This window comes from Archangium sp. (assembly GCF_057119385.1).
The window spans coordinates 1-22,504 of the sequence record NZ_DBNGVP010000081.1 but is presented as its reverse complement, the minus strand read 5'-3'; the positions used below and the strand labels follow the sequence as shown (position 1 = coordinate 22,504).

The 22,504-nt window shown below is 68.6% G+C and carries 21 protein-coding genes; 6 read left to right on the top strand and 15 right to left on the bottom strand.

The features are described from left to right. Nucleotides 1-120: 120 nt before the first annotated feature. From AC16DP_RS19955 to AC16DP_RS19940, 4 genes are all read right to left on the bottom strand, one after another. Nucleotides 121-546 (bottom strand): DnaA N-terminal domain-containing protein, encoded by a 426-nt coding sequence (locus tag AC16DP_RS19955; protein WP_329726518.1) that lies wholly within the window; start codon nucleotides 544-546, stop codon nucleotides 121-123. Between the two features lie 302 nt (nucleotides 547-848). Beyond that, nucleotides 849-1,238 (bottom strand): PEGA domain-containing protein, encoded by a 390-nt coding sequence (locus tag AC16DP_RS19950; RefSeq protein ID WP_329726517.1) that lies wholly within the window; start codon nucleotides 1,236-1,238, stop codon nucleotides 849-851. Nucleotides 1,239-1,247: 9 nt separating this feature from the next. Continuing rightward, nucleotides 1,248-2,042 carry a hypothetical protein gene (locus AC16DP_RS19945; protein WP_329726516.1) on the bottom strand — a complete coding sequence of 265 codons (795 nt, stop codon included), beginning with the start codon at nucleotides 2,040-2,042 and terminating at the stop codon, nucleotides 1,248-1,250. 102 nt (nucleotides 2,043-2,144) lie between these two features. Continuing rightward, on the bottom strand, nucleotides 2,145-2,483 hold the full coding sequence (locus AC16DP_RS19940) for a PilZ domain-containing protein (protein WP_329726515.1): 339 nt from the start codon (nucleotides 2,481-2,483) through the stop codon (nucleotides 2,145-2,147). Between the two features lie 164 nt (nucleotides 2,484-2,647). On the opposite strand from AC16DP_RS19940, the gene bamJ reads away from it, so the two are divergent. Beyond that, nucleotides 2,648-3,334, top strand: coding sequence for a BamJ family beta-barrel-assembly machinery protein (gene bamJ, locus AC16DP_RS19935; protein WP_414640675.1), 687 nt, complete (start codon nucleotides 2,648-2,650; stop codon nucleotides 3,332-3,334). A 45-nt stretch (nucleotides 3,335-3,379) separates the two neighbouring features. On the opposite strand, the gene AC16DP_RS19930 is transcribed toward bamJ, so the two are convergent. From AC16DP_RS19930 to AC16DP_RS19895, 8 genes are all read right to left on the bottom strand, one after another. Then, nucleotides 3,380-4,018, bottom strand: a complete 639-nt coding sequence (locus AC16DP_RS19930; protein WP_329726514.1) for a hypothetical protein — start codon at nucleotides 4,016-4,018, stop codon at nucleotides 3,380-3,382. Nucleotides 4,019-4,028: 10 nt separating this feature from the next. Beyond that, nucleotides 4,029-5,054 (bottom strand): polyprenyl synthetase family protein, encoded by a 1,026-nt coding sequence (locus AC16DP_RS19925; protein ID WP_329726513.1) that lies wholly within the window; start codon nucleotides 5,052-5,054, stop codon nucleotides 4,029-4,031. 14 nt (nucleotides 5,055-5,068) lie between these two features. Continuing rightward, entirely contained in the window at nucleotides 5,069-5,698 is a 630-nt protein-coding gene (locus AC16DP_RS19920) for an acetoacetate decarboxylase family protein (protein WP_329726512.1), read from the bottom strand. After that, nucleotides 5,695-6,549, bottom strand: a complete 855-nt coding sequence (locus tag AC16DP_RS19915) for an SDR family NAD(P)-dependent oxidoreductase (RefSeq protein ID WP_329726511.1) — start codon at nucleotides 6,547-6,549, stop codon at nucleotides 5,695-5,697. The genes AC16DP_RS19920 and AC16DP_RS19915 overlap by 4 nt, the downstream gene beginning before the upstream one ends. Before the next feature lie 4 nt (nucleotides 6,550-6,553). Then, nucleotides 6,554-7,321, bottom strand: a complete 768-nt coding sequence (locus tag AC16DP_RS19910) for a transmembrane-type terpene cyclase (RefSeq protein WP_329726510.1) — start codon at nucleotides 7,319-7,321, stop codon at nucleotides 6,554-6,556. Nucleotides 7,322-7,429: 108 nt separating this feature from the next. Beyond that, a complete protein-coding gene (locus AC16DP_RS19905) occupies nucleotides 7,430-9,409 on the bottom strand; it encodes a hypothetical protein (RefSeq protein WP_329726509.1) in 1,980 nt (659 codons plus the stop codon). A gap of 207 nt (nucleotides 9,410-9,616) precedes the next feature. Next, nucleotides 9,617-9,820, bottom strand: coding sequence for a cold-shock protein (locus AC16DP_RS19900; RefSeq protein ID WP_324951851.1), 204 nt, complete (start codon nucleotides 9,818-9,820; stop codon nucleotides 9,617-9,619). Between the two features lie 126 nt (nucleotides 9,821-9,946). Continuing rightward, nucleotides 9,947-11,857, bottom strand: a complete 1,911-nt coding sequence (locus tag AC16DP_RS19895) for a M2 family metallopeptidase (RefSeq protein ID WP_329726508.1) — start codon at nucleotides 11,855-11,857, stop codon at nucleotides 9,947-9,949. A 210-nt stretch (nucleotides 11,858-12,067) separates the two neighbouring features. Here AC16DP_RS19895 and AC16DP_RS19890 point away from each other — a divergent pair, with 210 nt between their 5' ends. The 5 genes from AC16DP_RS19890 (at nucleotide 12,068) to AC16DP_RS19870 (ending at nucleotide 17,264) form a co-directional block, all read left to right on the top strand. Next, nucleotides 12,068-12,598: a DUF3105 domain-containing protein gene (locus tag AC16DP_RS19890; RefSeq protein ID WP_329726507.1), complete on the top strand. Its 531-nt coding sequence runs from the start codon at nucleotides 12,068-12,070 to the stop codon at nucleotides 12,596-12,598. Beyond that, on the top strand, nucleotides 12,595-13,698 hold the full coding sequence (locus tag AC16DP_RS19885; RefSeq protein ID WP_329726506.1) for a heparan-alpha-glucosaminide N-acetyltransferase domain-containing protein: 1,104 nt from the start codon (nucleotides 12,595-12,597) through the stop codon (nucleotides 13,696-13,698). Before AC16DP_RS19890 ends, AC16DP_RS19885 begins: the two co-directional genes overlap by 4 nt. Before the next feature lie 60 nt (nucleotides 13,699-13,758). After that, nucleotides 13,759-15,585: a vWA domain-containing protein gene (locus tag AC16DP_RS19880; protein WP_329726505.1), complete on the top strand. Its 1,827-nt coding sequence runs from the start codon at nucleotides 13,759-13,761 to the stop codon at nucleotides 15,583-15,585. Nucleotides 15,586-15,820: 235 nt separating this feature from the next. Then, nucleotides 15,821-16,693: an AHH domain-containing protein gene (locus AC16DP_RS19875; protein WP_329726504.1), complete on the top strand. Its 873-nt coding sequence runs from the start codon at nucleotides 15,821-15,823 to the stop codon at nucleotides 16,691-16,693. A gap of 13 nt (nucleotides 16,694-16,706) precedes the next feature. Further along, nucleotides 16,707-17,264, top strand: a complete 558-nt coding sequence (locus AC16DP_RS19870; RefSeq protein WP_329726503.1) for an imm11 family protein — start codon at nucleotides 16,707-16,709, stop codon at nucleotides 17,262-17,264. A gap of 181 nt (nucleotides 17,265-17,445) precedes the next feature. On the opposite strand, the gene AC16DP_RS19865 is transcribed toward AC16DP_RS19870, so the two are convergent. The 3 genes from AC16DP_RS19865 to AC16DP_RS19855 all read right to left on the bottom strand — a co-directional run. Continuing rightward, the gene (locus AC16DP_RS19865) at nucleotides 17,446-20,556 is read right to left on the bottom strand and encodes a hypothetical protein (protein WP_329726502.1); all 3,111 of its coding nucleotides are present in this window, start codon (nucleotides 20,554-20,556) and stop codon (nucleotides 17,446-17,448) included. Nucleotides 20,557-20,697: 141 nt separating this feature from the next. After that, nucleotides 20,698-21,753: a hypothetical protein gene (locus AC16DP_RS19860; RefSeq protein ID WP_329726501.1), complete on the bottom strand. Its 1,056-nt coding sequence runs from the start codon at nucleotides 21,751-21,753 to the stop codon at nucleotides 20,698-20,700. Nucleotides 21,754-21,942: 189 nt separating this feature from the next. Then, a partial coding sequence (locus AC16DP_RS19855; protein WP_483956819.1) for a phosphatase PAP2 family protein occupies nucleotides 21,943-22,504 on the bottom strand: 562 nt, incomplete at its 5' end.

The following is a 22,504-nucleotide window of genomic DNA, read 5'->3' as shown; positions in this document are numbered from 1 at the left end:
GCAGGGATGTCTCCGCTGGAGCGACCCTCGCCACTGGCGCCTTCTCCGCGCGCGCCTTGCCTCTCTTGTTGCGTCCGATGGCGGGCTCCTCTTCCGTTCGTCCGCTGGATACTACCCGGTCTATCCCAGAAGCGGCGCACGGATGCCCTCGGCCACCCGCCAGCACACGCCCTCGAGACCCAGCTCCCGGGCGAGCTGCTCCACCATCTGGCCGTAGTGCTCCTGCACCCACTGGCGGAAGTGCGCGTCCGGCACCTCGAGCACCAGGCGTCCGTCCTCCACGTCCACAGCCCGGGCCTGCGCCAGCCACGTCAGGGCGTACCGCTTCCCATGGTCATGCAGCCACGCGAGGCACTCCCGCCAGCGGCGGCCCGCCTCCGTGGACACGTCCACGGACGGTGCCCCGGCCTGCACCGCCCAGATCTGCAGCTCCACCATGGCCCCCACGAAGGCCCGGCGCTCCATCCCCAGGGTGCGAGCGGCGCACACCACGGGGAGGCTCATGGGAAACCCCACGTCCACCTGTACCCAGTCCAACCCGGCCATGCTCAACGCCTCCCCTGGGTCCGGCTCCTGGTGTCCACGTCCTGTTCCCCCGGCGTAGGGAACGCCGTGCCACCCTCCTCGAACACGAGAAGGCCGCACTGATCGGCGTGATCCATGCCCCGCGATCTGCGCCGTCCCACCCGCATCGTCTAGCCCCGGCTCCGCTGATCCTCCGGGCGTCAACGCTCCGCGGAGCCGGAATATCGGCCCCCGCACGTGATACATGTAGCAGCCGCTACAGGGTGCTACAGGCCGCTACGCGAAAGGCTCCTGTTCCCTGTCTCAGGAGCTCTCGCGGTGGATCAGTCCGAGCCGCCGCGCTCCGGCGCCATCGACTTGAGCGTGATCGTCAGCCCCGCCCGGGCATTGCTGGGCTCGAAGTACGTGGTGTACGGCCAGTAGCCGTCCTTCTTCACGTCGATGCGGTGCAGCCCCAGGCCCACCCGCAGCCCGCTCGGCTTGCCACCGAAGTCGGTGCACACGCCCTGGAGCACTCCGTCCAGGTACACCTCGGCGTCCTCGGGCTCGCACCGCAACAACAGGTTGCCGTTGCGCGAGCGCATGGCGCGCATCAGCTCGCGCGCCTGATCCGCCGCCGGAGACTCCACCTGCCCGGGCCCCGAGGCACACCCGAGCACCAGCCCCACCAGGGCCCACCCCCCACGACTCCGCTTCGTCCTCTCCGGGTCCATCGCGCGCCTCTACTTGATGAGGATCCCCACCCGGCCCTCGGCCAGGAGGCGCGGGTCCAGCCCCGCGAGTGCCTTCGCCGCGTCCGGCCCCAGCAACAGATCCGAGCCCTGCAGCCGCGCCGCCTCGAGCACCAGCGGCTTCGCGCCCACCAGCTCCGACTTCCGGGCCGCCTCCAGGCTCTTGAAGAAGCCCGCCACGCCCGTGCTCTTCCGGGCCTCGGCGGACAACGCCTCCAGGCCATAGAGCGGCTGGCCGGACTCATCGAGCACCCGCGGCGCCAGCACCGGCGTCATGCCCAGCTTCCGCGCGTCCACCACCAGCCCGGTGTGCTTCGCCCGCGCGTCCTTCTTCGTCTCCGCCGGCTTCGTCTCCGCTGGCTCCGCCGTGGCGGGCGCGGCGGTGCCCGCGGACGCCGGAGTCACCAGCACCGAGGTCAACGCCCCGAGCGGCACCTCCACCTCCATCTGCACGCCGCTATCGGAGAAGTAGCGCTTCTGGACGACCTTGTAGCCGCGCAGCACGTCCTCGATCTGCCGGCGGGTCTCCTCGCGGGCCATCTCCTCGCCCACGGTCCTGTCCGCGCGCAGGCGCAGGCCCTTCACCTGCTCCAGCAGATCCGCGAAGGCGTCCTCCTTCGCCGAGCGCTCCGCGCCCAACCTCGCCTGGGACGGGTTGGAGGCCTTCACGTCCGGCGGCCCATCTCCCGTCACCCGGAGGACCTGCCGCTGCCAATCCACCCCGTTACCCTGCGCCAGTGCCGACAGCGGAACCGCCAGCACCCACGCCCACAGTGCACGCCTCACGTGAACCTCCCCACTCCCGTTTCTCGGAGCGCCGGATTCAACCGGCCCCCTCCGAGTCAGGTCAAGGAAGGCCCGCCCGCCCCCCCGCCAACGGGGCGCGGCTCAGTGCGCCTGCGCGCTGCGTGTCACGTAGTCATCAATCAACTGGCGGTGCCGCTGGGTGAGCAGCGTGAAGCGCACGCCCGAGCGCTCGTCCTGGCTCGCGCCGGCCTCCACCCACTCGCGCACCACCTCGCCCTCGGCGTAGATGACCTCGGTGGAGCCAGGGAGCTGGAACTGGAGCCCCACGCGCCGGGTGTCCTGCTCGGGCTCGAGCAGGCGCGCCAGGCTCACTCCCTCCTGGCTGATGTCGGCGGCGCGCGCCATGTACGGCACGCCCCCCATGTACTTGTTCAGGTAGATGTCGAGGGGAACCCGCGCGTTCTTCCGCTTGTCGCTCATCTCTCTCGCCCTCCCGATGGCCGGGACACCGCTACAGCACGCTTCAGCGCCGCAGCAACCTGTGGCGAGCGTAGGGGCATCCGGCCGGAGGGCAAGAAAACCGCCAGCGGGAAGAGACGGGCGGACCTATTGTTCCGCCGTCACTGAAGGAAAGGCGGAGTCACATGCGATTGGGAATGTTGGCCGCGGTCATGCTCGCCCTCACCGGGCTGCAGGCGAATGCACAGGAGCTCAAGACCGAGGAGGAGAAGACGATCTACGCGCTGGGGCTGTCGATCGGCCGGAGCGTCAAGATGTTCGATCTGAGCCCGGCGGAGCTCGAGCTCGTCAAGAAGGGCATCACGGACGCGGCCACGGGTGCCAAGCCGGCGGTGGAGCTGGAGAAGTACGGGGCCAACCTGCAGCCGCTCGCCAAGTCTCGGCAGGAGCGCGCCGGACAGAAGTTCCTGGAGGCCGCCGCCAAGGAGGAAGGCGCCAAGAAGCTGCCCTCGGGCGTCGTCTACAAGGAGCTCAAGGCCGGCACGGGCCCCAGCCCCAAGGCGACCGACAAGGTGAAGGTGAACTACCGCGGCACCCTCATCAACGGCACCGAGTTCGACAGCTCCTACAAACGGGGCGAGCCCGCCGAGTTCCCCCTCGGCAGCGTCATCGCCTGCTGGACCGAGGGCGTGCAGAAGATGAAGGTGGGCGGCAAGGCGCAGCTCGTGTGCCCGTCGAAGGTGGCCTATGGCGAGCAGGGCTCGCCCCCCTACATCCCGCCCAACTCCACCCTGGTGTTCGAGATCGAGCTGCTCAGCATCGGCGGCCAGGGCGCGGACGTGCCCCGGGCGGAGCCGCAGCCCAAGAAGTAGGCAGTCCCGGGTGGGGGGCGGAGTTCGTGCCCCCCACCCCGCCGCTCACAGGGGCGGCAGCACGGCTTGGAGAAACAGCGGTACCGCGAGCCCATACGCCCAGCCCACCAGCACCTGGGCGGGCGTGTGGTGGCGGATGGGCAGGCGCGACAGGCCGGAGAGCAGGGCCAGCGCTCCCAGCACCCCGAAGGTGACGGGCGACGTGGTGGCGAAGAGCGCCGCGCAACCCGCCCCCACGGACGAGTGCAGGCTGATCTTCCAGAAGCGGGTGATGGCCACCACGCCCACGCCTCCGAGCGTGCCCAGCGCCACGCCCCGCTCCAGCTCCACGGGCGCGCCCACCAGCTTGTACGAGAGGAACACCGCCAGCAGGCCTAGCACCACCAGCGGAAGGACGACGTGGCGCTCCTCCTTGTTGAGGAGGTGCAGGTGGCTGAACTTGCCCCGCGCCACCCCCACCGCGAGGTAGAGCAGGCCCGGCAGCAGCCCGAGCAGCAGCAGGCTCGCCTCGCCCAGGGCCCTCGGCGCGTTGCCGTGCGCGTACAGGGACAGCAGCAGCGAGGTGGCCAGCATCATCAACACCGGGTGCAGCACGTACGAGGTGACGCGGCACAACCGGTCCAGGGCACTGCCCGGCCGGGCCAGCGGGGGCGACACGTCCACCGAGTGGGTTTCCATCGACATTCCCTCGTGCCTATGACGTCCGCAGCTTGAGCGCCATCGCCAACGTCTGCAGCTCCTCGCGCACCGCGGGCGGGCACTGGGGCACCTTCGCCAGCGCATCGCACGCGAGGCGCGAGTAGCGGGACACCGTCTGCTCGGTGGCGGCTCGCGAGCCGGCCCGCGCGAGGATGTCCAGCATTTCCTGCACGTGCGCGTCGGCCGGCTCGGGGGTGGTGAGCAGCGTCCGCAGGTGCTCGCGATCCTCCGGCACCGCGTGGGACAGCGCGTGGACGACGGGCAGGCTCTTCTTGCGGCGGTACAGGTCATCCGCCACGGGCTTGCCCGTCACCACCGGATCTCCCCAGATGCCGAGCACGTCATCCTGGGCCTGATAGGCCAGGCCGAGCGCGATCCCATACTCCTCCAGGCGGGTGGCCGCGTCGTGGGAACCGCCCCCCGCCAGCGCGCCCGTGCGCAGCGAGATGCCCAGCAGGCGCGCCGTCTTGCGCTCCACCATGGCGAGGTAGTCCGCCTCGGTGAGATCCAGCCGCTCCTCGAAGGCGAGGTCCAGGTACTGCCCCTCGCAGATGGCGAGCGCCGTCTGGTTGATGGCGCGGATGATGTCCAGCACCAGCTTGGGCGGGTAGCCCGCGGCCATCAGGCGCTCGAGCGCCATCTGCCCGAGGATGAGCAGCGCATCCCCCACGTTGATGGCCTGGGCATCGCCCCAGCGGCGCCACACCGTGGAGCGGCCACGGCGCTGCTCGCTGCGATCCTGGATGTCGTCGTGCACGAGCGTCATCTCGTGCAGCAGTTGGAGGGCGGCCGCGAGCGGACGCACCTGCTCGGCCTGTCCCCCCACCGCGAGACAGGCGAGCGTGCACAGCCGCGGCCGGACGAGCTTGCCCGCCGCGCCGAACTGGGGCTGGAGCCGCTCGTCCCGCCAGCCCAGGTGGTACTCGAGCATGGCGTAGAAGGGCTCGAGCTGGGGCGCGATGCTGGGAAACGGCGCGCGCATGGCGTCGCGCAGGGCGCTCAGATCGAAGTCGTACATCATGGCTCTCTCCTCCTTCAGAACCCGGTCACGACGGTGGGACCGGGCACGGTGAGGGACATGTTCTGGGCCCTGACGCTGAACGAGGCCGGGCCCTGGAGGCGGAACGGAAAACGCTCCGACCACTCGTCCACCCGGAGTCCTCCCGGTGCGATCCGCGCGCTCATCCACCCCACGAAGGTGGTCCACCCGCCCGGAGCGCCTCCGACGCCAGGCATGGGCACCGGGAGCGGGGGCCAGAAGCCCGAGCGCTGCCCCAGCCCGAACGTGGCGATGGGACCCGAGGCGTCCGCCACCCGCACGCGCCCCTCCTCCCACGAGAAGGTGGCCAGCTCCTTCGGGAGTCTCCACATGCGGCGGCCGCCCCAGAGCGACGCCTCGCTGGTCACCCAGATATGGGGGATCCACAGGCCCATGCGCAGGCCGTGCCGCACCAGCGGGCCCACCATCAGCTCGTCATACTGGAGCGTCCCCTCGCGGTAGCGCATCAGCACCACCATGGCCATGCGCGAGGAGAGCAGCGGCTTCCAGGGCGCCGGACAGGGAACGTCCCGGTCCGCCTTCACCCACCCTCCCCAGCACTCCCCGCGCATGTGCCAGGGGGCGGGCGGATAGGGAACCTCGGCCAACTCGGTCTGTTGCGTCATGACGGATCTCCCGTGCGGACACCGCCGCGAGGTAGCGAATAGTCCCGGCGCCCCGCCCCACCCACGGTGGCGAACCAGCGCGTCAGGCCCGGGGCGAGCGCGAAGAGCAGGTACACGGCGGGCAGGAAGCGCGGCAGATCCACGTGGTGCTCGCCCCGCCGGATCGCCCGCACGAGCGCCTTCGCCACCGCCTCGGGCGCCAGCGGGGGCACCAGGTCCGCGATGCGCGGCATGCGCGCGGAGTCCACGTGGCGCCCGAAGAACTGCGTGCCCGCCACCGCCGCCAGCCGGACGAGCGTGACGCGCAGGGGCGAGCCCTCCAGCTCGATCTGCAGCACCTGCGTATAGGCGTCGATGGCGGCCTTCACCGCGGCATAGGCCGCCGAGGGCCCCTTCACGAAGACACGCCCCACCAGCGAGCCGAGGTTGACGATGTGCCCGCGGCCGGCCGCCCGCATGTGCGGGAGCACCGCGCGCGTCGCGTACACCATGCCGTCATAGCCCACCCGCATGGTGCGCTCGGCGTCCTCCACCGGCATGGCCTCCACGGACTCCCAGCGGATGAAGGCGGCGTTGTTGACGAGCACGTCCACCCGCCCCTCGCGCGCCACCACGTCCGCCACCCAGCGCTCCGTGTCCCGCCGGTCCGCCACGTCGCAGCGGGCCAGGTGCACGGCCAGGCCCTCGCGGCGCGCCTCCTCCTCCACCCGCGCGAGGTTCTCGGTGGACACATCACACGCATGGACGCAGGCGCCCTCGCGCGCCAGGGCCTTCACCAGCGCCCAACCGATACCGGACGCCCCCCCGGTCACCAGACACACCCGTCCGCTCAGCGGCACGTTTCCGGACATGGACTCAGGCGGCCTCGAGCATCGGCTCCCGCGGCTCCACCTGCTCGAGCGGCGTCACCTGTCCACGCGCCACCTGGGCCGCCCACCTCGTCACCATCACCGCGTAGAGCAGATCCACCAGGAAGATGGACACACAGACGAAGTGCAGGAAGGACAGGCTGGGCAGCCATGGCTCGGCCAGGCCGATGACGTAGTGACACTCGATGGACGTGCCGAGCGTCCCCAACATCTTGCACCACGCCGCCGGCACCGACAGCCCACGCCCTCCCTGATGGCGGCGCTCGAAATAGAAGAAGATGAAGGACACGCTCATGATGAGGTTGACCATGAACGCGCCCACCAGCGCGAGGATGTCCCGGTACTGGAGATAGAAGGTGTAGAGCCCGATGCCTCCCATCACCGTGGTCACCGCCACGATCGGGTAGAAGTAGCGGCGCACCTCGGGGATGCGCTGCAGCGAGGCCCCGTAGCGCAGCAGATGGTAGACGATCACCACATCCACGAAGAACCAGATGCGGTCGAACGCATGCCACAGCGGCACGGGATTCGGGATGACCCAGGACGCCAGGAATTCCCAGGCGAAGTTCAGACAGATGGCGACAAGGGGGAGCCCATACGCCCGGTCCCTGAATCCCTGCCGGATGGCGAAGACATAGGCGATGATCCAGAAGACACAGCCAATCTCCCCGATGATGTTGAACCAGGAGAAGGGATCGAAGGCTCGCGGGTCTACACCTGCCGTCAGGGCGTTCAGTTCAGCGGTGGTGGTCAAGGGCTTTCTCGCAAGCAGGGGCCCGGATGTTCACTCCAGGCCCGATGACGCGAGAATCCATACAACATTTGACTGAAACTGAACACCCGGGACCGCGCCCGGCGCCATTCAGCGGGCGAGCGAGGCTTCGGTGGCCCGCAGCAACGGCTCGGCGCTCACCGGAGCACCCGTGGCGTTCGTCATCCACACGTCCGGCGTCAGCGCGCCCTGGCTCGCCATCCGCTCGAACTCCGCTCCCAGGTTGCCTGCCTTTTTCAGGTGTTCCTCGATCTGAAAGGAGATCAGGTGTCCCATCGGATAGTCGATCAGGTACAGGGGATAGGAGATCATGTGGCTGTAGATGCCGAGCAGCGGCGTCCCCTGCCCTCCCAGCACCGGCGCGTAGTACCGGTCCCACGTCTCCCGGGCGATGCGCACCACCGCCTCGCGCAGCTGTGAGGGCGTGGCGTCCGGGTGCTCGTACAGCCAGTGCCACACGGCGACGTCCACCAGCGCCACCCCGGCGATCTCCCACGTCTGCCAGAAGTCGTTGAGCACCCGCTCGCGCTCACTGGCCGCGTCCGGCTTCGCACGTCCCAGCAGTTCCAGGTCCCTCGCCTGGAAGACGAAGGCCAGCGCCTCGGTGAAGGCACTGTTGGGCACGCCCGCCAGCAACGTGTGGTCCACCGAGTAGAGCGAGAACACCTGCTCCACGTTGTGCCCCAGCTCGTGCACGGCGATGTTGTAGCCCTTGTAGTCCATGCCCTGCGGGCCCACCCGCGTGCGCAACCGGGGGAAGTCTCCGCGCCGGGCCGCCTGCAGCGCGTGTCCCGCCCCACGCGAGGCATCCACCCGGATGTGCGCCGCCAGGAAGGCCGCCTTCTCCTTCGAGAAGCCCAGCCCCTGGAGGATGCGCGGCAGATCCTTGGCGAATGCCTCCGCCGTCGGGTAGCGCTGGCGCGTCAGCGCGTTCAGCTCGTCCTCGGACAGCATCCCGCTCGACTTGAAGCCGGCGTACCACAGGTCCTGCGGCTCCAGCTTCCGGCCCAGCCGGGACTCGATCTCCTTGGCCACCCGGGGCACCAGCGGTGACGTCAGCACCTGCTCCAGCAGCGCCTTCACCCGGGCCTCGGGCAGCTCGCGCCCCAGCTCGAAGCTGCGGGCAACGGCCGTGGGCGCCACCGGCACGTACGGATCCTCCATCCGCGCCGCGTGGAACTGCGCCAGCAGCTTCGCGTAGCGCACGTCCTCCTCACGCTTGCCGTCCAGCACCACCGGGCGCTCGGGCGCGTCCTTCTCCACCTCGCTGGCCGGCGCCGCCTTCACCTCGTTGGTGAACGGATTCCAGTCCACCCGAGGGTTGTCGATGACCGCCGCGGGGATGCTCTGCGTGACGATCCGCTCCATCACCTTGACGATCATCCGCTGCTTCGCCACGCCCTCTGCATCCGCGTAGCGGGACTTCAGCTCGTCCCGCAGGTTCCAGTGGCTGATCAGCCGCATCCCCGAGGGGAAGAGCCGGCGTCCCTGCTCGTCCAGCAGGTGGTGCATCCAGACGTTGTACTCGGCGACGTAGAGGTCCGCGTCCGCGCCCGCGCGCGCGGAGGACTGGCGCACCTCGGCGGGCACGCGGCTGCTGAAGCGGCCGGTGAGCCGGGCCTCGGCCCACTGGCGGCGCGTGTAGCCGGGGCCCTTCTCCATCCGCTCGGCCAGCGTGGTGAGCGGGAAGTTGAGCAGCGCCACGAAGCCGGGCTTCGCCCGGAAGAGATCCTCGGTGGCGTGCGCGGCCGGGGCATACGCGGCCAGCAGCGAATCCACCGGCAGCAGCGGCCCGAGGTCCAGGTCCGTGGGGCGCCGCAGCTCCCGGCTGATCTCATTCATGTGGCCGTCGATCTGCTCGAAGGCCGTCTCCAACCGGGCCAGGGTGGCCTCGAGCTGCGTCTCGCCGGTGACGAAGTGCTCGCGCACGAAGGCGGCCAGGTCCCCGTCCTCGTCGCGCCACAGCGCGGCCACCTGCTCCACGCCCCGCTCGATGCGGGCCCGCTGCGCCTCGCCATGACGGGAGACGAGCTCGGCCTTCAGGGCGGGGAGATCGGCGGTGTGCTTCATGGGACGGGCCTCCGCGGGCGGAGCACCCGCCGGGACAGGGGACGGGCCGGACGCGCAACCGAGCGCGGCCAGCAGGGGAAACAACGCGGCACGCTTCACGAGGAACCTGGATGGGGAGAGGGACACGCGAGGACTCCAGACATGAAAAAGGGCCCGGCCCCCAGGGGACGGACCCTTTTCAGGAACAACGCGACGAAGCCAGCCGGATTACGCCGCGCGCACGTTCTGCGCCTGCAGGCCCTTGGGACCCCGGGTCACCTCGAACTCGACCCGCTGACCCTCGGCCAGGGTACGGAACCCATCCATGTTGATGGCGGAGTGGTGGCAGAACACGTCCTCGCCACCGCCATCCTGCGTGATGAACCCGAAGCCCTTCGCATCGTTGAACCACTTCACGGTACCAGTTGCCATTTGCTCTCTTCTTCTTTCAGACAGACGGGCGCCGAAATCCGGCGCCCGCACCTGGCTGGTCGGACCCCAACCAGACGGGCGTAAAGTGTAGGCGGGGCCTCTACCCGTGTCTACTCCCGGGATGCCCTACCAGCCGCACTTCTGGCCCTTGTTCTGCTCCTGGAGCCAGGTGCGCAGCGGGGCGAAGTACTCCAGCATCGCCGAGGCATCCATCTCCCGCTGGCCGGTGAGGGCCTCAAGCGCGTCCGGCCAGGGCTTGCTGGCGCCCATCTCGAGCATGGCCTGGAGCCGCTTGCCGGCCTCCTTGTTGCCGTAGATGGAGCACTCGTGGAGGGCGCCCTTCTGGCCCGCGGCCTGGCAGAGCGCGCGGTGGAACTGGAACTGGAGGATGCGCGCCAGGAAGTAGCGCGTGTAGGGGACGTTGGCGGGGACGTGGTACTTGGCGCCCGGATCGAAGTCGTTCTCGGTGCGCTCCACCGGCGCGCGCACGCCCTGGTACTTCTCGCGCAGCGCCCACCAGGCCTTGTTGTAGTCCTCCGGCTTCACCCGCCCGGAGAAGACCTCCCAGCGCCACTGGTCCACCAGCAGGCCGAAGGGCAGGAAGGCCACCTTCTCCATGGCGTCCTTCATCTGCAGGTTGATGAGGCCCTTGTCCCCCTTGGGGACCTCCTTCAGCAGGCCCAGCTGCTTGAGGTAGCCCGGGGTGATGGAGAGGGTGATCGCATCGCCGATGGCCTCGTGGAAGCCGTCATGCGCGCCGGACTGATAGAGCACCGGGAGCTTGTAGTAGTACGTGTAGTAGTAGTCGTGGCCCAGCTCGTGGTGGATGGTGATCAGATCCTCCTCGGTGGGCTTGATGCACATCTTGATGCGCACGTCGTTGTCGTAGGTGATGTCCCAGGCACTGGCGTGGCACATCACCTCGCGGTCCCTCGGCTTGGTGAACTGCGAGCGCTGCCAGAACGTCTCCGGGAGCTGCTTGAGCCCCAGCGAGGTGAAGAAGCTCTCGCCCAGCTTCACCATGCGGAGGGCGTCGTAGTTCTGCCGCTTCAGCTCGGCGTCCACGTCCAGGCTGGGCTGGCCCTTGTAGGGCTCCACCATGGAGTAGATGTTGTTCCACTCCTGGGACCACATGTTGCCGAGCAGGTGCGCGGGAATGGGCTTGCCAGCGGGCACCTTGTCCTCGCCGTACTGCCTGGCCAGCTTGGCGCGCACGTAGCAGTGCAGATCGTCATAGAGGGGCTTCACCTGCCCCCACAGCCGCTGGGCCTCCTTCTCGAAGGCCTCGGGCGGCATGTCGTAGTTGGAGCGCCAGAGCGCGCCGGTGTCCGCGAAGCCGATCTCCCGGGCGCCCTCGTTGGAGAGCTCCACCAGCCGCTGGTAGAGCGGGCGCATGGGCGTCGAGATGGTGTGCCAGCCCGTCCACGCCTCCAGCAGCTCGTCGTAGTTGCGGCTCTTGGCCAGCACATCGGACAGCTCGCCCAGGTCCTTGCACTGACCCTTGCCGTCCTTGCCGCAGTACTTGCCCTTGCCGTAGAGGGCATCGAGCTTCACGGCGACGGCGGCCAGCTCCGCGCGCTTCTCCGCATCGCTCGGCGCGGGCAGCGTGGAGGACACCCGCAGCAGGTGCAGCGTGCGCGAGGTGTCCGCGTCCAGGCCCTGCACGTCCTTGAAGCGCGCGGCCTGCTTGATGGCCTCGCTGACGTAGGCCAGCACCTCCTCGTTGACGAAGGCCGCGATCCGCTCGGTGTCCTCGGTGATGAACGTGGCCTTGACCCAGTCGGCCGTGGCCTGCCGCGTCCACAGACGCTTGAGGTCCGCGTTCAACCGGGCGGCGAACTGGCGCGCGTCCTCGGCGGTGGGCTGCGCGGCCTCGGCGGGCTTCTGGGGCTCCGCGGCGTGCGCGGCGGCGGCGGGGCGCGTCTCCTCGGCGGAGCCGGCGGTGGAGCCATGCGCCGAGGGCGTACAGGAAGTGATGAGCGGGACGACCACGAGGGCCGCGCGCACGAGGGACTTGAAGGGAGAGGTGCTGTTCATGTCGGGGCGCAACCGTAGAGGAAGGCCCTCGGGCAGCGCACCTTCAAAGTGACGGGGGTGTTCACGAGCAGGGCCTCCAAGAAACCGCCCCATCCACGAGGACACAATCCCGCGCCCCCTCCTCCCTCGCCCTCCGGGAGAGGGTCGGGGTGACGGTATCGCGTGTCCCGGGTTGAGCCCATGCGTTGCACCCGTGGTAAGAGGGCCCCGATGTCCCTGTTCCACCGTGCCCTCCCCGCCCTGCTGCTGTCCTCCCTGCTCGCCTGTGGCCCGAGCGACCCCGAGGACTGTTCCCGCTACGGCATCACCCTGTCCCCCCCGCCCGCGACCGCGAGGCACCTCACCTGCACGAGCACCGCGTGCGGAGACGGGCTGAACCCGCCCACGAGCGGGGACCACTGCGGTGACACCGTGCGCTGCCGGGTCCACGACGCCGAGCAGAACCGGTGCGTGTGGCTGCACAACCTGGAGCACGGGCACGCGGTCTTCCTCTACAACTGTCCCGAGGGCTGCCCCGAGATCGTCGCCACGCTGGAGTCCTTGCGTCAGGAGGCGAAGGCCGGCAGCAACGGCGTGATCCGCGCCATCGTCGCTCCGGACTCGCGGATTCCCACGCGTGTCGCCGGCCTGCTGTGGCGGCGCTCCTGGGGTGGGGACGCGCCAGACGCGAACGCCATCCGCTGCCTGCTGCAGCACCAGGACGCCGAAGCCCCCGAACCCGAGCTCGCCTGCCTGCCATGAGTGCCTCCCCCACTTCCGAGCGCGTCCGCGCCATCGACTGGCTGCGCGGCATCGCCGTGCTGTTCATGGTCCAGTGCCACGCGCTGGTGCTGCTGACCCCCGAGCTGCGCCAGAGCAAGACGACGAAGCACCTGCTCATGATCGACGGGCTGGTGGCGCCGTCCTTCCTCTTCGCCGCGGGCTTCGCGCTCGCGATGCTGCTGGTCCGCAGCGCCGCGAGTGGCAAGCGGAGCGAGCGGTTCGGGCGCAACCTGCGCCGGGCCCTGCAGGTGCTCGGCGTGGCCACGCTGGTCAACTGGATGTGGTTCCCCCTGTTCCGCGAGCCGAAGTGGCTGGTGCGCCTGGACATCCTCCACTGCGTGGGATTGTCGCTGCTGCTCGTCCTGCCCGTGGCGGCCTGGCTGGCCTCGAGGCCGCGGGTGCTGCGAGGCGTGGCGCTGGCGCTGGCGCTCGTCGTCTTCTTCCTCTCGCCGCTGGGCGAGGCCGCGCAGGGGCCGTGGGCCTACGTGCTCAACAAGTCCACCGGGGCCGTCTTCCCCCTGCTGCCGTGGCTGGGCTTCACGTGGCTCGGGGCGTACGCGGGGGCCGTGGCCGGTGAGCAGGGCCGCGCGGGGCTCGTCCGGGCCCTGCTGTTCCTCGTGGGGCTCGGGTTCGCGGGCTGGATGGCGGCGGAGCCGCTGCGCGACATGTACCCGGAGCACCGCTTCTTCGTCACCAACCCGTCCAACGCGGCCGAGCGCTGGATGTGGGTGTGCCTGCTGCTGCTCGGGCTGATGGAGTTGGAGCGGCGGACGGCCTCGAATGGGGAGCCCTCCCGGGTGCGCCGCTTCGTGGAGACGTTCGGCACGTCGTCCATGTCCGCGTACTTCTTCCACGAGGCGCTGATCTACTTCCACATCTTCGGATTCTCCTTCGAGAAGATGTGGGGAGGCCGGAGCGGCTGGGGCCAGTACACGCTGCTGACGGTGGTGCTGATCGGCCTGACGTACGGGCTGTGCGTCGGGTTGGACGCGGCCCGGAACGCGGTGCGCCGGGCGGGCCGGTTCCTCGGGGAGACGCTGCGCGAGGGCTTCGGGGAAAAAATCGCCCGGCCCGAATAAACCCAAATCGCGGGTGGTGCGTTCCGAGCGTCCGTTCCCACGGAAACAACCGGAGCGCACATGTCCTCGACCAAGCCGAACCGCCTGACCCGCTGGGGGAGCGCCGCCCTCGCCCTGAGCCTCGTCCCCGCCTGTAGCTACGCGCCCAGCACGAGGGGAAGCGCCGAGCAGTCGGTCGCGTGGCAGTCCCAGACGCGCGAGGCCTCGAAGGAGGAGGCCGCCGCCCCTGCCCCGCCGGAACCCACGCCCGCGCGGGCCGAGTCGGACGACGATGGGGTTATCGCGGCGGCCTCTGAAGCGAAGGCCGATGTCGCCAGGCCGAGCCCGAAGCCGATGCCCGCGAAGCGCGCTGCCCCGGGCACTCCGCAATCCTCCCTCGCCGGGCCGGTGGCGGTGGAACCGATGATGGGCACCGCGGCAGGCGCCCCCGCCACGCCGCCGCCTCCTCCTGCTCCCGTTCGGATGAGCTCGATGCCCGCGGGGGGCATGGCCGTGCAGCAGCCGGAGCCGCAGTCGCAGGGCAACAGCTTCACCCACCACGCCGCCAATGCCTTCACCGAGACGGCGAAGGATCGGTTCTCCACCTTCGCGGTGGACGTGGACACGGCGTCGTACGCGGTGTCGCGCCGCTACCTCAACCAGGGAGCGCTGCCGCCGCACGCCGCCGTCCGGGTGGAGGAGTTCGTCAACTACTTCAAGTACCGCTACGCGCCGCCCGAGCAGGGCGCCTTCACGGTGCACCTCGAGGGAGCGCCCTCGCCCTTCGACGCGAAGCGCCACTTCGTGCGCGTGGGCGTGCAGGGCAAGGTGGTGTCGCGCTCGCAGCGCAAGCCCGCGCACCTGGTCTTCCTGGTGGACACCAGTGGCTCCATGAGCCAGCCGGACAAGCTGCCGCTGGCCAAGGAGGCGATGAAGCTGGCGGTGAAGAACCTCAACGAGAACGACACGGTGGCGCTCGTCACCTACGCGGGCAGCACGCGGGACGTGCTCTCGCCCACGCCGGCCACCAACCTGGAGGCCATCTACAAGGCCATCGACACGCTGGAGTCCGGCGGTGGCACGGCCATGGGCTCGGGCATGCAGATGGCCTACAAGCACGCGGTGAAGAAGGCCTCGGGCAACGCGGTGTCGCGCGTGGTGGTGCTCACGGACGGTGATGCGAACATCGGCCCCAACGTCTCCGCGGATGCCATGCTCAACAGCATCCAGGGATTCGTGAAGGAGGGCGTCACCCTGTCCGCCATCGGCTTCGGCATGGGCAACTACCGGGACGACCTGATGGAGAAGCTGGCCGACAAGGGCAACGGCAACTGCTTCTACATCGACAGCTACAAGGAGGCGAGGAAGGTCTTCGAGACGCAGCTCACCGGGACGCTGGAGGTGATCGCCAAGGACGTGAAGATCCAGGTGGAGTTCGACCCGAAGGTGGTGAGCCGCTACCGGCTGGTGGGCTACGAGAACCGGGACATCGCGGACAAGGACTTCCGTGACGACAAGGTGGACGCGGGAGAGATCGGCGCGGGCCACAGCGTGACGGCGGTGTACGAGGTGGAGCTGACGGGCGAGAAGGCGCCGCTGGGCACGGTGCGCATCCGCGCCAAGGCGCCCAACGGCACCGAGGCGGCCGAGCAGGCCTTCCCCTTCGAGCAGAAGCTGATGCGGGCGACGCTGGATGGGGCCTCGGCGGACTTCCGCTTCGCGCTGGCGGTGGCGGCCACGGCGGACGTGCTGCGCGGCAGCCCGAGCGCCCAGGGGTGGAACCTGGCCACGATGCAGAAGCTCGCCGAGGGCGCCATCGACGGCCAGGCGGACCGCGAGGAGTTCGCGAAGCTGGTGGTGCGGGCGCGCGGCCTGCTGGGCAACTCCATGGCCCGCGACGGCCGCTGAGCCAACAGAGGCAGGAGGCGGCGGCTTCGATTCCCGCCGCTTCCAGGAGAGGTTGCCTTGAGCTTCAACACCACGCAGCCTTATGTGGCCCTCGCGCAGGGGCCAGGCGTGCACTCGCCGTGGGCAACCGGGTATCGCCGCGCTGGACGAGGAGATGCGCAAGGAGTCAGCCGGGCAGCTTGATGGTGGGTGAGCCCGATGCTCGTTTACGCTCGCGTACTCCAAGGAGACTGAAATGTCAGCGAAGGCAGTCAGGGCATGGCTCGCGGTGGCTGCGCTTCTGCTCGGGACAGGCCCCGCCTACGGCGACACGAGCGCGGAGATCGCCGCGCGTCTGGACCATGCGAAGGCGGCATTGACGGCGACTCGTGGCCAGCTCACGCCGGAACAGTGGGCATTGCTCAGCGGCAAGCTCGCGGGCGCGGAAAAAGCCCTGGCGGACTACAACCAGTTCGTCGCGAACACGGGACGAACGATGGTCACCGCCAAAGCGAGCACCGCGGCAAGCTCCGAGGTTCTCGCGGCCGAAGGCGAGGCCACGGCGGCCCGAAGCACGGTCTCGGTGCTCGGGAGAGTGGGCGTTATCTTCCTCTCCCTGGTCACCATCCAGAGCGATGAGGATCCCACGCTCTATGAATCCCGTCAGAAACGGGTGCTGGAAGAGCAACTCCGGGAAATCGGCCGCGCGGCCGAACAGGTCAAATCGGAAATCGAGCAGGCCAGCAAGTCCCCTGCCCCCAAGCCCGCCCGGCTCGACGAGGAGGAGGAGGACGAGGACGGAGACATCCACCACATCGCCACCAACAAGAATGACACGTCCGACGCCCGTGGAGGGCCGTGGACGCCAAGGTTCCGAGAGATATTCGAAAAGGCGGGAATGACCATGAACGACCCCGCCAACACGGTGAGGGTCAAAGGCCACCGGGGCCCGCATCCCGAGCAGTACCATCGGCAGGTTCGTGACGTATTGAAGCTCGCCACGGATGACTGCGTCGGCGTGGTGCAATGCCGTGAACGACTCACGCGAGCGCTTTGGCGATTGGGCGTGGAGTGCTCGACTCCTGGGACAAGACTGAACCAGTTGATTACAACACCTGCGGCAGGATAGGGATACGCGGCGAATGCGCTACTTCCAACTGATGGACGACGTGAATGTCCCGGGAGGTTGGATACTGGGAACCCCGACCGATGCACGGACGGGCCAGCCTCTAAGTGGCGTATTCCTCAAGGGCCAGCCGCTACGCGTCACCGGTCCTGTTCGAGTTCCCTTCCTCCAGCCCGGAAGAGCGCTCGACTTCTCCCTGGCGGATACAGCACCCGTCGTCCACGCCAAGGTGGCCTCGGTCCTGGCCGAACTGGCACCGACCGACGTACAGCTCATCCCGGCGAACGTTGAGACACAGCCTGAGCAATATTGCCTCTTGAATGTGCTGCGCGTCGTGAAATGTATCGATGATGCCGCTTGCGAAGAGGTCAATCACTGGATGCCCGAAGACGGAGTACCAGAGAAGACCGGGCAATATTTTTCCGTGTACGGCTTGAGGATCGATCCCACTCAAGTCGGAGGCGTACACCTCTTCCGTCCCTGGGGATGGGAGATTGCCCTCATCGTCTCGGAGCGCATCAAGGAGGCGATGCAACGACTGGGCGTGACGGGCGCCCGGTTCGACGAGGTTTGAATCACCCAGACGGTGCCCGCCTGGAAAGACGGGGCTGCTTCATGAAGGGAGTGCCTGGCGCGGGTTCGATTCCCGCCGCTTCCAATCGAGGTTGCCCGCCGCCTTGATCGGACCAGATTGAGACGGACAGGACGCCGAGGCGCCCTGTCCGTCGTCAGTCACCGAGCGCAGAGCCGGGCCCTCAGTCGGCGCGCTCGATGACCTCGGCGATGAGCTGCCGCTGCTCGCGCGCCACACCCTTGATGACGTACCACTGCTCCGGCGTCCCCGAGCTGTACGACTTCGCCTGGCGTACCGCGCGCTCGGCCTTGCTGCCCTTCTTCACGTACATCCGCATCGGCAGCCCGCCGGAGTCGGTTCCCTCGGGGCCGGTGACCGTGAAGGCCGTGTACTCGTCCTTGGAGAGCTCCGGGAGCTGGTACTGGTTGTCGATGCCGCGGATGACGACGCGCATCGCGACGCGCTTGCCCTCCAGGTTGCCCCACGTCGCGGCGCTCTTCGCGGCGTCGCCCCAGGTGACGTCCTCATAGTCGAAGTTCGACTCGGCCCTCGCCACGCCGGTGAAGGAGACCGGCAGGTCCTTCGCGCGCGCGCCGGCGGTCACCTTCGGGTTCGCCGGGAAGAGCTCGAGGGCCTTCTCCCACGGATAGAGCGGCATGAAGCCGGACGGTCCCTGCCCACCGGTGGCGAGCACCGGCTGGCCGATCATCTCTCGCAGCTGGTTCCAGTCGTCCATCGTCACCTTGCCCGGCACGTAGGCGGTGCGGTTCAGGTAGGCGTCGAACCACTTCTGGTCGACGGGCAGGCCCGCCGAGATGACCTGGTTGCCCGCGAGCTTCTTGAACTTGAAGTCCTTCAGCTGGCCAAAGGTCTTGTCATCGACCGTGACGCTCTCCTGGGGCCGCATCACGTTCGACCAGAGGTTGTGGTTGAACGTGTTGTTCGTGAGCTCCACGTCGGCGGGGTTCGCCATCAGACGGATCGCGTCGTTGTCGGCGAACTCGAAGATGTTCCCGTCGATGATCGCGTTGACCCCGTTCTCCACGGACAGCAGATGTCCGTTGCGGCCATTGCCCTGCCCGAACCGGATGTCCCACGAGAAGGCGACGGTGTTGTTGCGGAAGATGATCGGCGCGGTGCCAAAGCCGCGCTGCACCACCACCGTGCGGGTGTGGTGGTTCATGAAGATGTTGTTCTCGAGCGTGTTGCCGCTGCCGATGCGGACCGCGCCCTCCGCGCCGTTCACGAACAGGTTGTTGCGGACGACGCACTCGGGCTTCGACAGCCACAGGTGCTCGAGCTTCTCCGACTGGTCGTAGTCGAGATCGCCATTCGGCTTGTACTTGTTGTCCGTCGCGCGATCGAACACGAAGCCGTCGACCACCGCGCCGGTGTGGTCATCCGTGCCCTCGACGACGTAGCCATCGCGGCGGCCCTTGTACTCGGCGGGCGAGAACAGGCGCGTCGGGTGCTTCCACGGGTTGCGCTCGCGGAACTGCGCGTCGTACCCGCCGATGAGCGAGATGAAGGGGGCGTCGATCTTCCAGCGGCCCGTCTTGAGCTTCCCGTAGTACTCGCCCTCGGCGACGTGCACGGAGTCACCGCTCTCGACCTTCTCCAGCGCCTGCCATGGATCCTTGAAAGGCTTCTCGCGCGACCCGTCGCCGCCGCTCGCTCCCGCCCGCACGAACCAGTCCCGGCCCTGCGGACGGCTGCTGGCCTTCGCCGCGGCCGCCTCGTAAGGCTCGAGGCTGTCGACGAAGAAGCCCGCCTTCGGGAAGCCCTTCATCACGTAGACGGTGCCCTTGGCGAGGAAGAGCTTCTGCGGAGGGCCAGAGCCTCCCCAGTCGCCGGTCGCGGCATCCGCGACCCGCTGCACGGTGGAGCCCTTCCGGTAGAAGCCGACGAACCGGCCGTAGCTGCCCGTCGGCTCGTGCAGGAACACCCCCGCGTGCTCATCCGGCTTGAACGGGGCCGGCACGCCGCTCACGTTCGCCACCGAGCTCAGCGCGACGACGAGCTCGATCGGCTGGCCCTCCACGCCCTCCGGCTTGCTCAGCCACGCGCTGACCTCCATCCGCTTGTACGCCTTCTCCGGCGCCGCGGCCGCCACCTCCTGGAAGCTGACGGTCAGCGGCTTCACCCGCGCGCCGGCCTGGCCCGCTCCCTTGGGCGCCAGCAGCTTGAGCGCCTTGTCGAGGTCCATCGCCGGGGCCACCCCCGACGGTGGCGTGCCGCCCTTGGCGATCATCGGGAGCCCGAGCGCCTGGCGCGCCTTGTTGAAGTCGTCCATCGTCAGCTTGCCGGGCGTGGCGGCGGTGCGCTTGGAGACCTGGTCCAGCCACGCGGCGTCGATCGGCAGCTGCGGATTCTTCACCTCGTTGTTCGCGACCTTCTTGAAGCCGACCTCCTCGAGCAGGTCCATCTCCTTGTCGTCGACCGGCATGTCCTTGCCGTCGGAGAAGAACTTCAGATTCGAGTAGAGGTTCATGAAGAACACGTTGTCGGCGAGCGTGCTCTTCTCGGGGTTGGCGGTCATGTAGATGCCGTTGCTGTCCGAGAAGGCGATGATGTTGCCGGTGACGGTGGCGTTTGCCTTCAGCGCGAGGCCGGAGCCGTTGTAGGCGCCCTTGCCAGGCTCCTTGAACGACATGGTGAAGGCGATGGTGTTGTTCTTCACCACCGCGACGGCCTGCTTGTCGGTGGTGCTGTTGATGTTGATGCCCCAGTTCACCGCGTTCACCACGAGGTTGTTCTCGAGGGTGGAGCCGGCCGGCGCGACGATGCCGTCGAAGCCCGGGTTCACGATGACGCAGTTGCGCACGATGGCCGGGAGCGCGAACCGCATCGGGCCGTCACAGGACGGGTACTCCTTGCGGCCGAGCTGCTCCGCCGTCTCGTAGGGGCACTGGTCTCGCTGATCGAGGGTGAAGCCGTCGACGACGGTGCTCTTCTTGGCCGACAGCAGCCGCTCCTGCTTCGGGCGGTTCTTGGAGCTCTTGTCCCAGAGCAGCTGGGTCAGGTTCTTCCAGGGATCGCGGCTCTTGAAGTCCGCGTCGTAGCCGCCGAGCAGCTGCAGGTCGTCGACGGGCACCTCCCACATGCCATTGCCGAGCCGGCCGAAGTATTTGCCGCCCGCGACGTGGATGACGTCGCCCGACTGGGCCTTGTCGAGCGCCTCCCACGGATCGCTGAACGGCCGGGCCATCGACCCGTCGCCGTCCGAGCCGGCGCGAACGAACCAGTCGCGCGCCGAGGCCACCGGCGCGAACAGACAGACTGCGACCCCCACCCAAAGCGCAATCGAATTTCTCATGGGGTGCGGGTTCTAGCAGGTTGGCCCGCGGAGGGGGGAGCCGATGACGGAACCGGGTGCCGTGGCTCGGTTCTCCACCGGGTAGCGCATGAGAGAAATGGGGGAACTGTTGAGGCCCTAGGGACAGAGCCGCTCGACCGACTTGATCCGCACCGCTCCGTCGACGTTCGGGTCGTTTGTCTGGTCGCCGATGGCGAGGGTGCCGGTCGCCGTGAAGTTGTTCCGCGTGAGCTTCGTGACGCCGTCAATGCTCACCGTCGCCACCTTCGCGGCATCCACCGCCAGCTCGTAGACATGGTACCCGCCGCCGGTCACCGGGAACGCCGCGGACTGCGTGTCGTCCGACCAGCCGATCGCCGCGTTGTCGAGGTAGAGCATCTGCGCACGATCCGTGCCGTTGCCGAACGGCGGCGTGAAGCTCCCCATGATGGCCGCGCCGCTGTCGAGCGAGTTGTGGTTGTTCACCGACTCGACCTGCATCGTCACGTGGAGCTTGAACGGCTTCGCTGCGTCGAATGCGTTCGGCCGCGTGATGAGCAACTGCCCGCTCGTCGATCCGCCGCTGTTCGTCGACGTCGCGAGGCGAACGTAGTCGGCGCCGTACGTGAGCGAGTTCGGCGTCTGCATGACCGTCGTCCAGCCTTGCGCCGCGATGTCGTCGCCGCCGACCAGCAGCGGAACGCTCGCGCGCGCCGTCCACCTCGTCGTCGAAGCCGCCGGCACGCACGTCTCGCAGGCGTTCGCCGGGTTCGGCGTACCCGCGGCGTGGACCACGCCATCGATGAAGCACTTCGGGCTGCACACGCCGGCCGAGCAGACCTGTCCCGGGTTGCACGACGTCCCGTCCGCGCGTTGCGTCCACTGGGTCGCGGACGTCGCCGGCGTGCACTGTTCGCACGAATTCGCCTCGTTCACCGCCCCGGCGGCGACCTGCTTGCCGTCGATCTGACAGAGCGCGACGCAGACGCCGCTCTCACACGCCTCGCCGGTCGCGCAGGCCTTGTCGCAACCACCGCAGTGAGCCGAATCACTCTCGGTGCTCACGCAGGCGCCGCCGCACAGCACGGCGCCGACGCTGTTGCACAGGGGGCGGGAGGTGGGCTCTTCGCCGCAAGCAGCGACGAAGCCGAGCACGACGATGCAGCAGAGAGCAGTAGAGCGGATGGAGACCATGGAGCCTGCTACCTTACGCCACCCCGCGTGGATGCTCGCCCCGTAATCCTTCAACACGTTGTTTGCCCCTCTCGCCGCCGGCGTGTGCGAGAGGGGCAGCGGGTGCCCTGCCAGTCGGTGGGGCGGACAAATCGTATCGGAGAGCCGGCGGCTTCGATGGCCGCCGCCTCCACTCGAAGTGAGCCGCCGCTACTTCTTCTTGTCCTTCTTGTCCCGCCGGCGGCCCAGGGGCTCCTCCTTGGAGGGCGTGGCCGGCGGCGGGGGCACCCCCTGGGCCAGGCTGGCGGTGCTCGGCTTCAGCCCGTTGTTGAAGATGGCCTCGGCGATGCCGAGCCCCAGCGGCACGCCTCCGATGGAGTCGCGCGGCACCACCACGCTGTCGGGATCCGGGTTGAACGTGGCGGAGGGGCCCTTGCCGTCGGAGTCGTAGCCGCCCGTCGTGCCGTCGAACCGCCAGTGCACCCCCAGGTAGACGCGGCTCACCGAGTTCTCGACGATCGCCTGCAGCAGGCTCGCATAGCGGCGGACGTGCCGGGTGCGCACGCTGCCATCGACATCCCGGCTCACCCCGTCGAACTCCTCCGAGATGAAGTCGAAGCCGACGTCATCGCTCCCGTCCGGGTTGAGGGTGGCCTTGCCAATCGACGCGAGGTAGAGGCGCGTGATGTGCAGGACGGCCGCACCGAAGGTGGCATGGCCCGAGGGATAGGCCGGGAAGTTGGGCGTGAAGCCCGTCGTGGTCAACTCGTTC

Coding starts and splice junctions, on each gene's coding strand:
- AC16DP_RS19915 (WP_329726511.1), bottom strand. CDS start 6,549: ATGTCCGGAAACGTGCCGCTGAGCGGACGGGTGTGTCTGGTGACCGGG.
- AC16DP_RS19920 (WP_329726512.1), bottom strand. CDS start 5,698: ATGACGCAACAGACCGAGTTGGCCGAGGTTCCCTATCCGCCCGCCCCC.
- AC16DP_RS19885 (WP_329726506.1), top strand. CDS start 12,595: ATGAGTGCCTCCCCCACTTCCGAGCGCGTCCGCGCCATCGACTGGCTG.
- AC16DP_RS19875 (WP_329726504.1), top strand. CDS start 15,821: ATGTCAGCGAAGGCAGTCAGGGCATGGCTCGCGGTGGCTGCGCTTCTG.
- AC16DP_RS19955 (WP_329726518.1), bottom strand. CDS start 546: ATGGCCGGGTTGGACTGGGTACAGGTGGACGTGGGGTTTCCCATGAGC.
- bamJ (WP_414640675.1), top strand. CDS start 2,648: ATGCGATTGGGAATGTTGGCCGCGGTCATGCTCGCCCTCACCGGGCTG.
- AC16DP_RS19905 (WP_329726509.1), bottom strand. CDS start 9,409: ATGAAGCACACCGCCGATCTCCCCGCCCTGAAGGCCGAGCTCGTCTCC.
- AC16DP_RS19890 (WP_329726507.1), top strand. CDS start 12,068: ATGTCCCTGTTCCACCGTGCCCTCCCCGCCCTGCTGCTGTCCTCCCTG.
- AC16DP_RS19860 (WP_329726501.1), bottom strand. CDS start 21,753: ATGGTCTCCATCCGCTCTACTGCTCTCTGCTGCATCGTCGTGCTCGGC.
- AC16DP_RS19895 (WP_329726508.1), bottom strand. CDS start 11,857: ATGAACAGCACCTCTCCCTTCAAGTCCCTCGTGCGCGCGGCCCTCGTG.
- AC16DP_RS19950 (WP_329726517.1), bottom strand. CDS start 1,238: ATGGACCCGGAGAGGACGAAGCGGAGTCGTGGGGGGTGGGCCCTGGTG.
- AC16DP_RS19900 (WP_324951851.1), bottom strand. CDS start 9,820: ATGGCAACTGGTACCGTGAAGTGGTTCAACGATGCGAAGGGCTTCGGG.
- AC16DP_RS19880 (WP_329726505.1), top strand. CDS start 13,759: ATGTCCTCGACCAAGCCGAACCGCCTGACCCGCTGGGGGAGCGCCGCC.
- AC16DP_RS19925 (WP_329726513.1), bottom strand. CDS start 5,054: ATGATGTACGACTTCGATCTGAGCGCCCTGCGCGACGCCATGCGCGCG.
- AC16DP_RS19930 (WP_329726514.1), bottom strand. CDS start 4,018: ATGTCGATGGAAACCCACTCGGTGGACGTGTCGCCCCCGCTGGCCCGG.
- AC16DP_RS19940 (WP_329726515.1), bottom strand. CDS start 2,483: ATGAGCGACAAGCGGAAGAACGCGCGGGTTCCCCTCGACATCTACCTG.
- AC16DP_RS19870 (WP_329726503.1), top strand. CDS start 16,707: ATGCGCTACTTCCAACTGATGGACGACGTGAATGTCCCGGGAGGTTGG.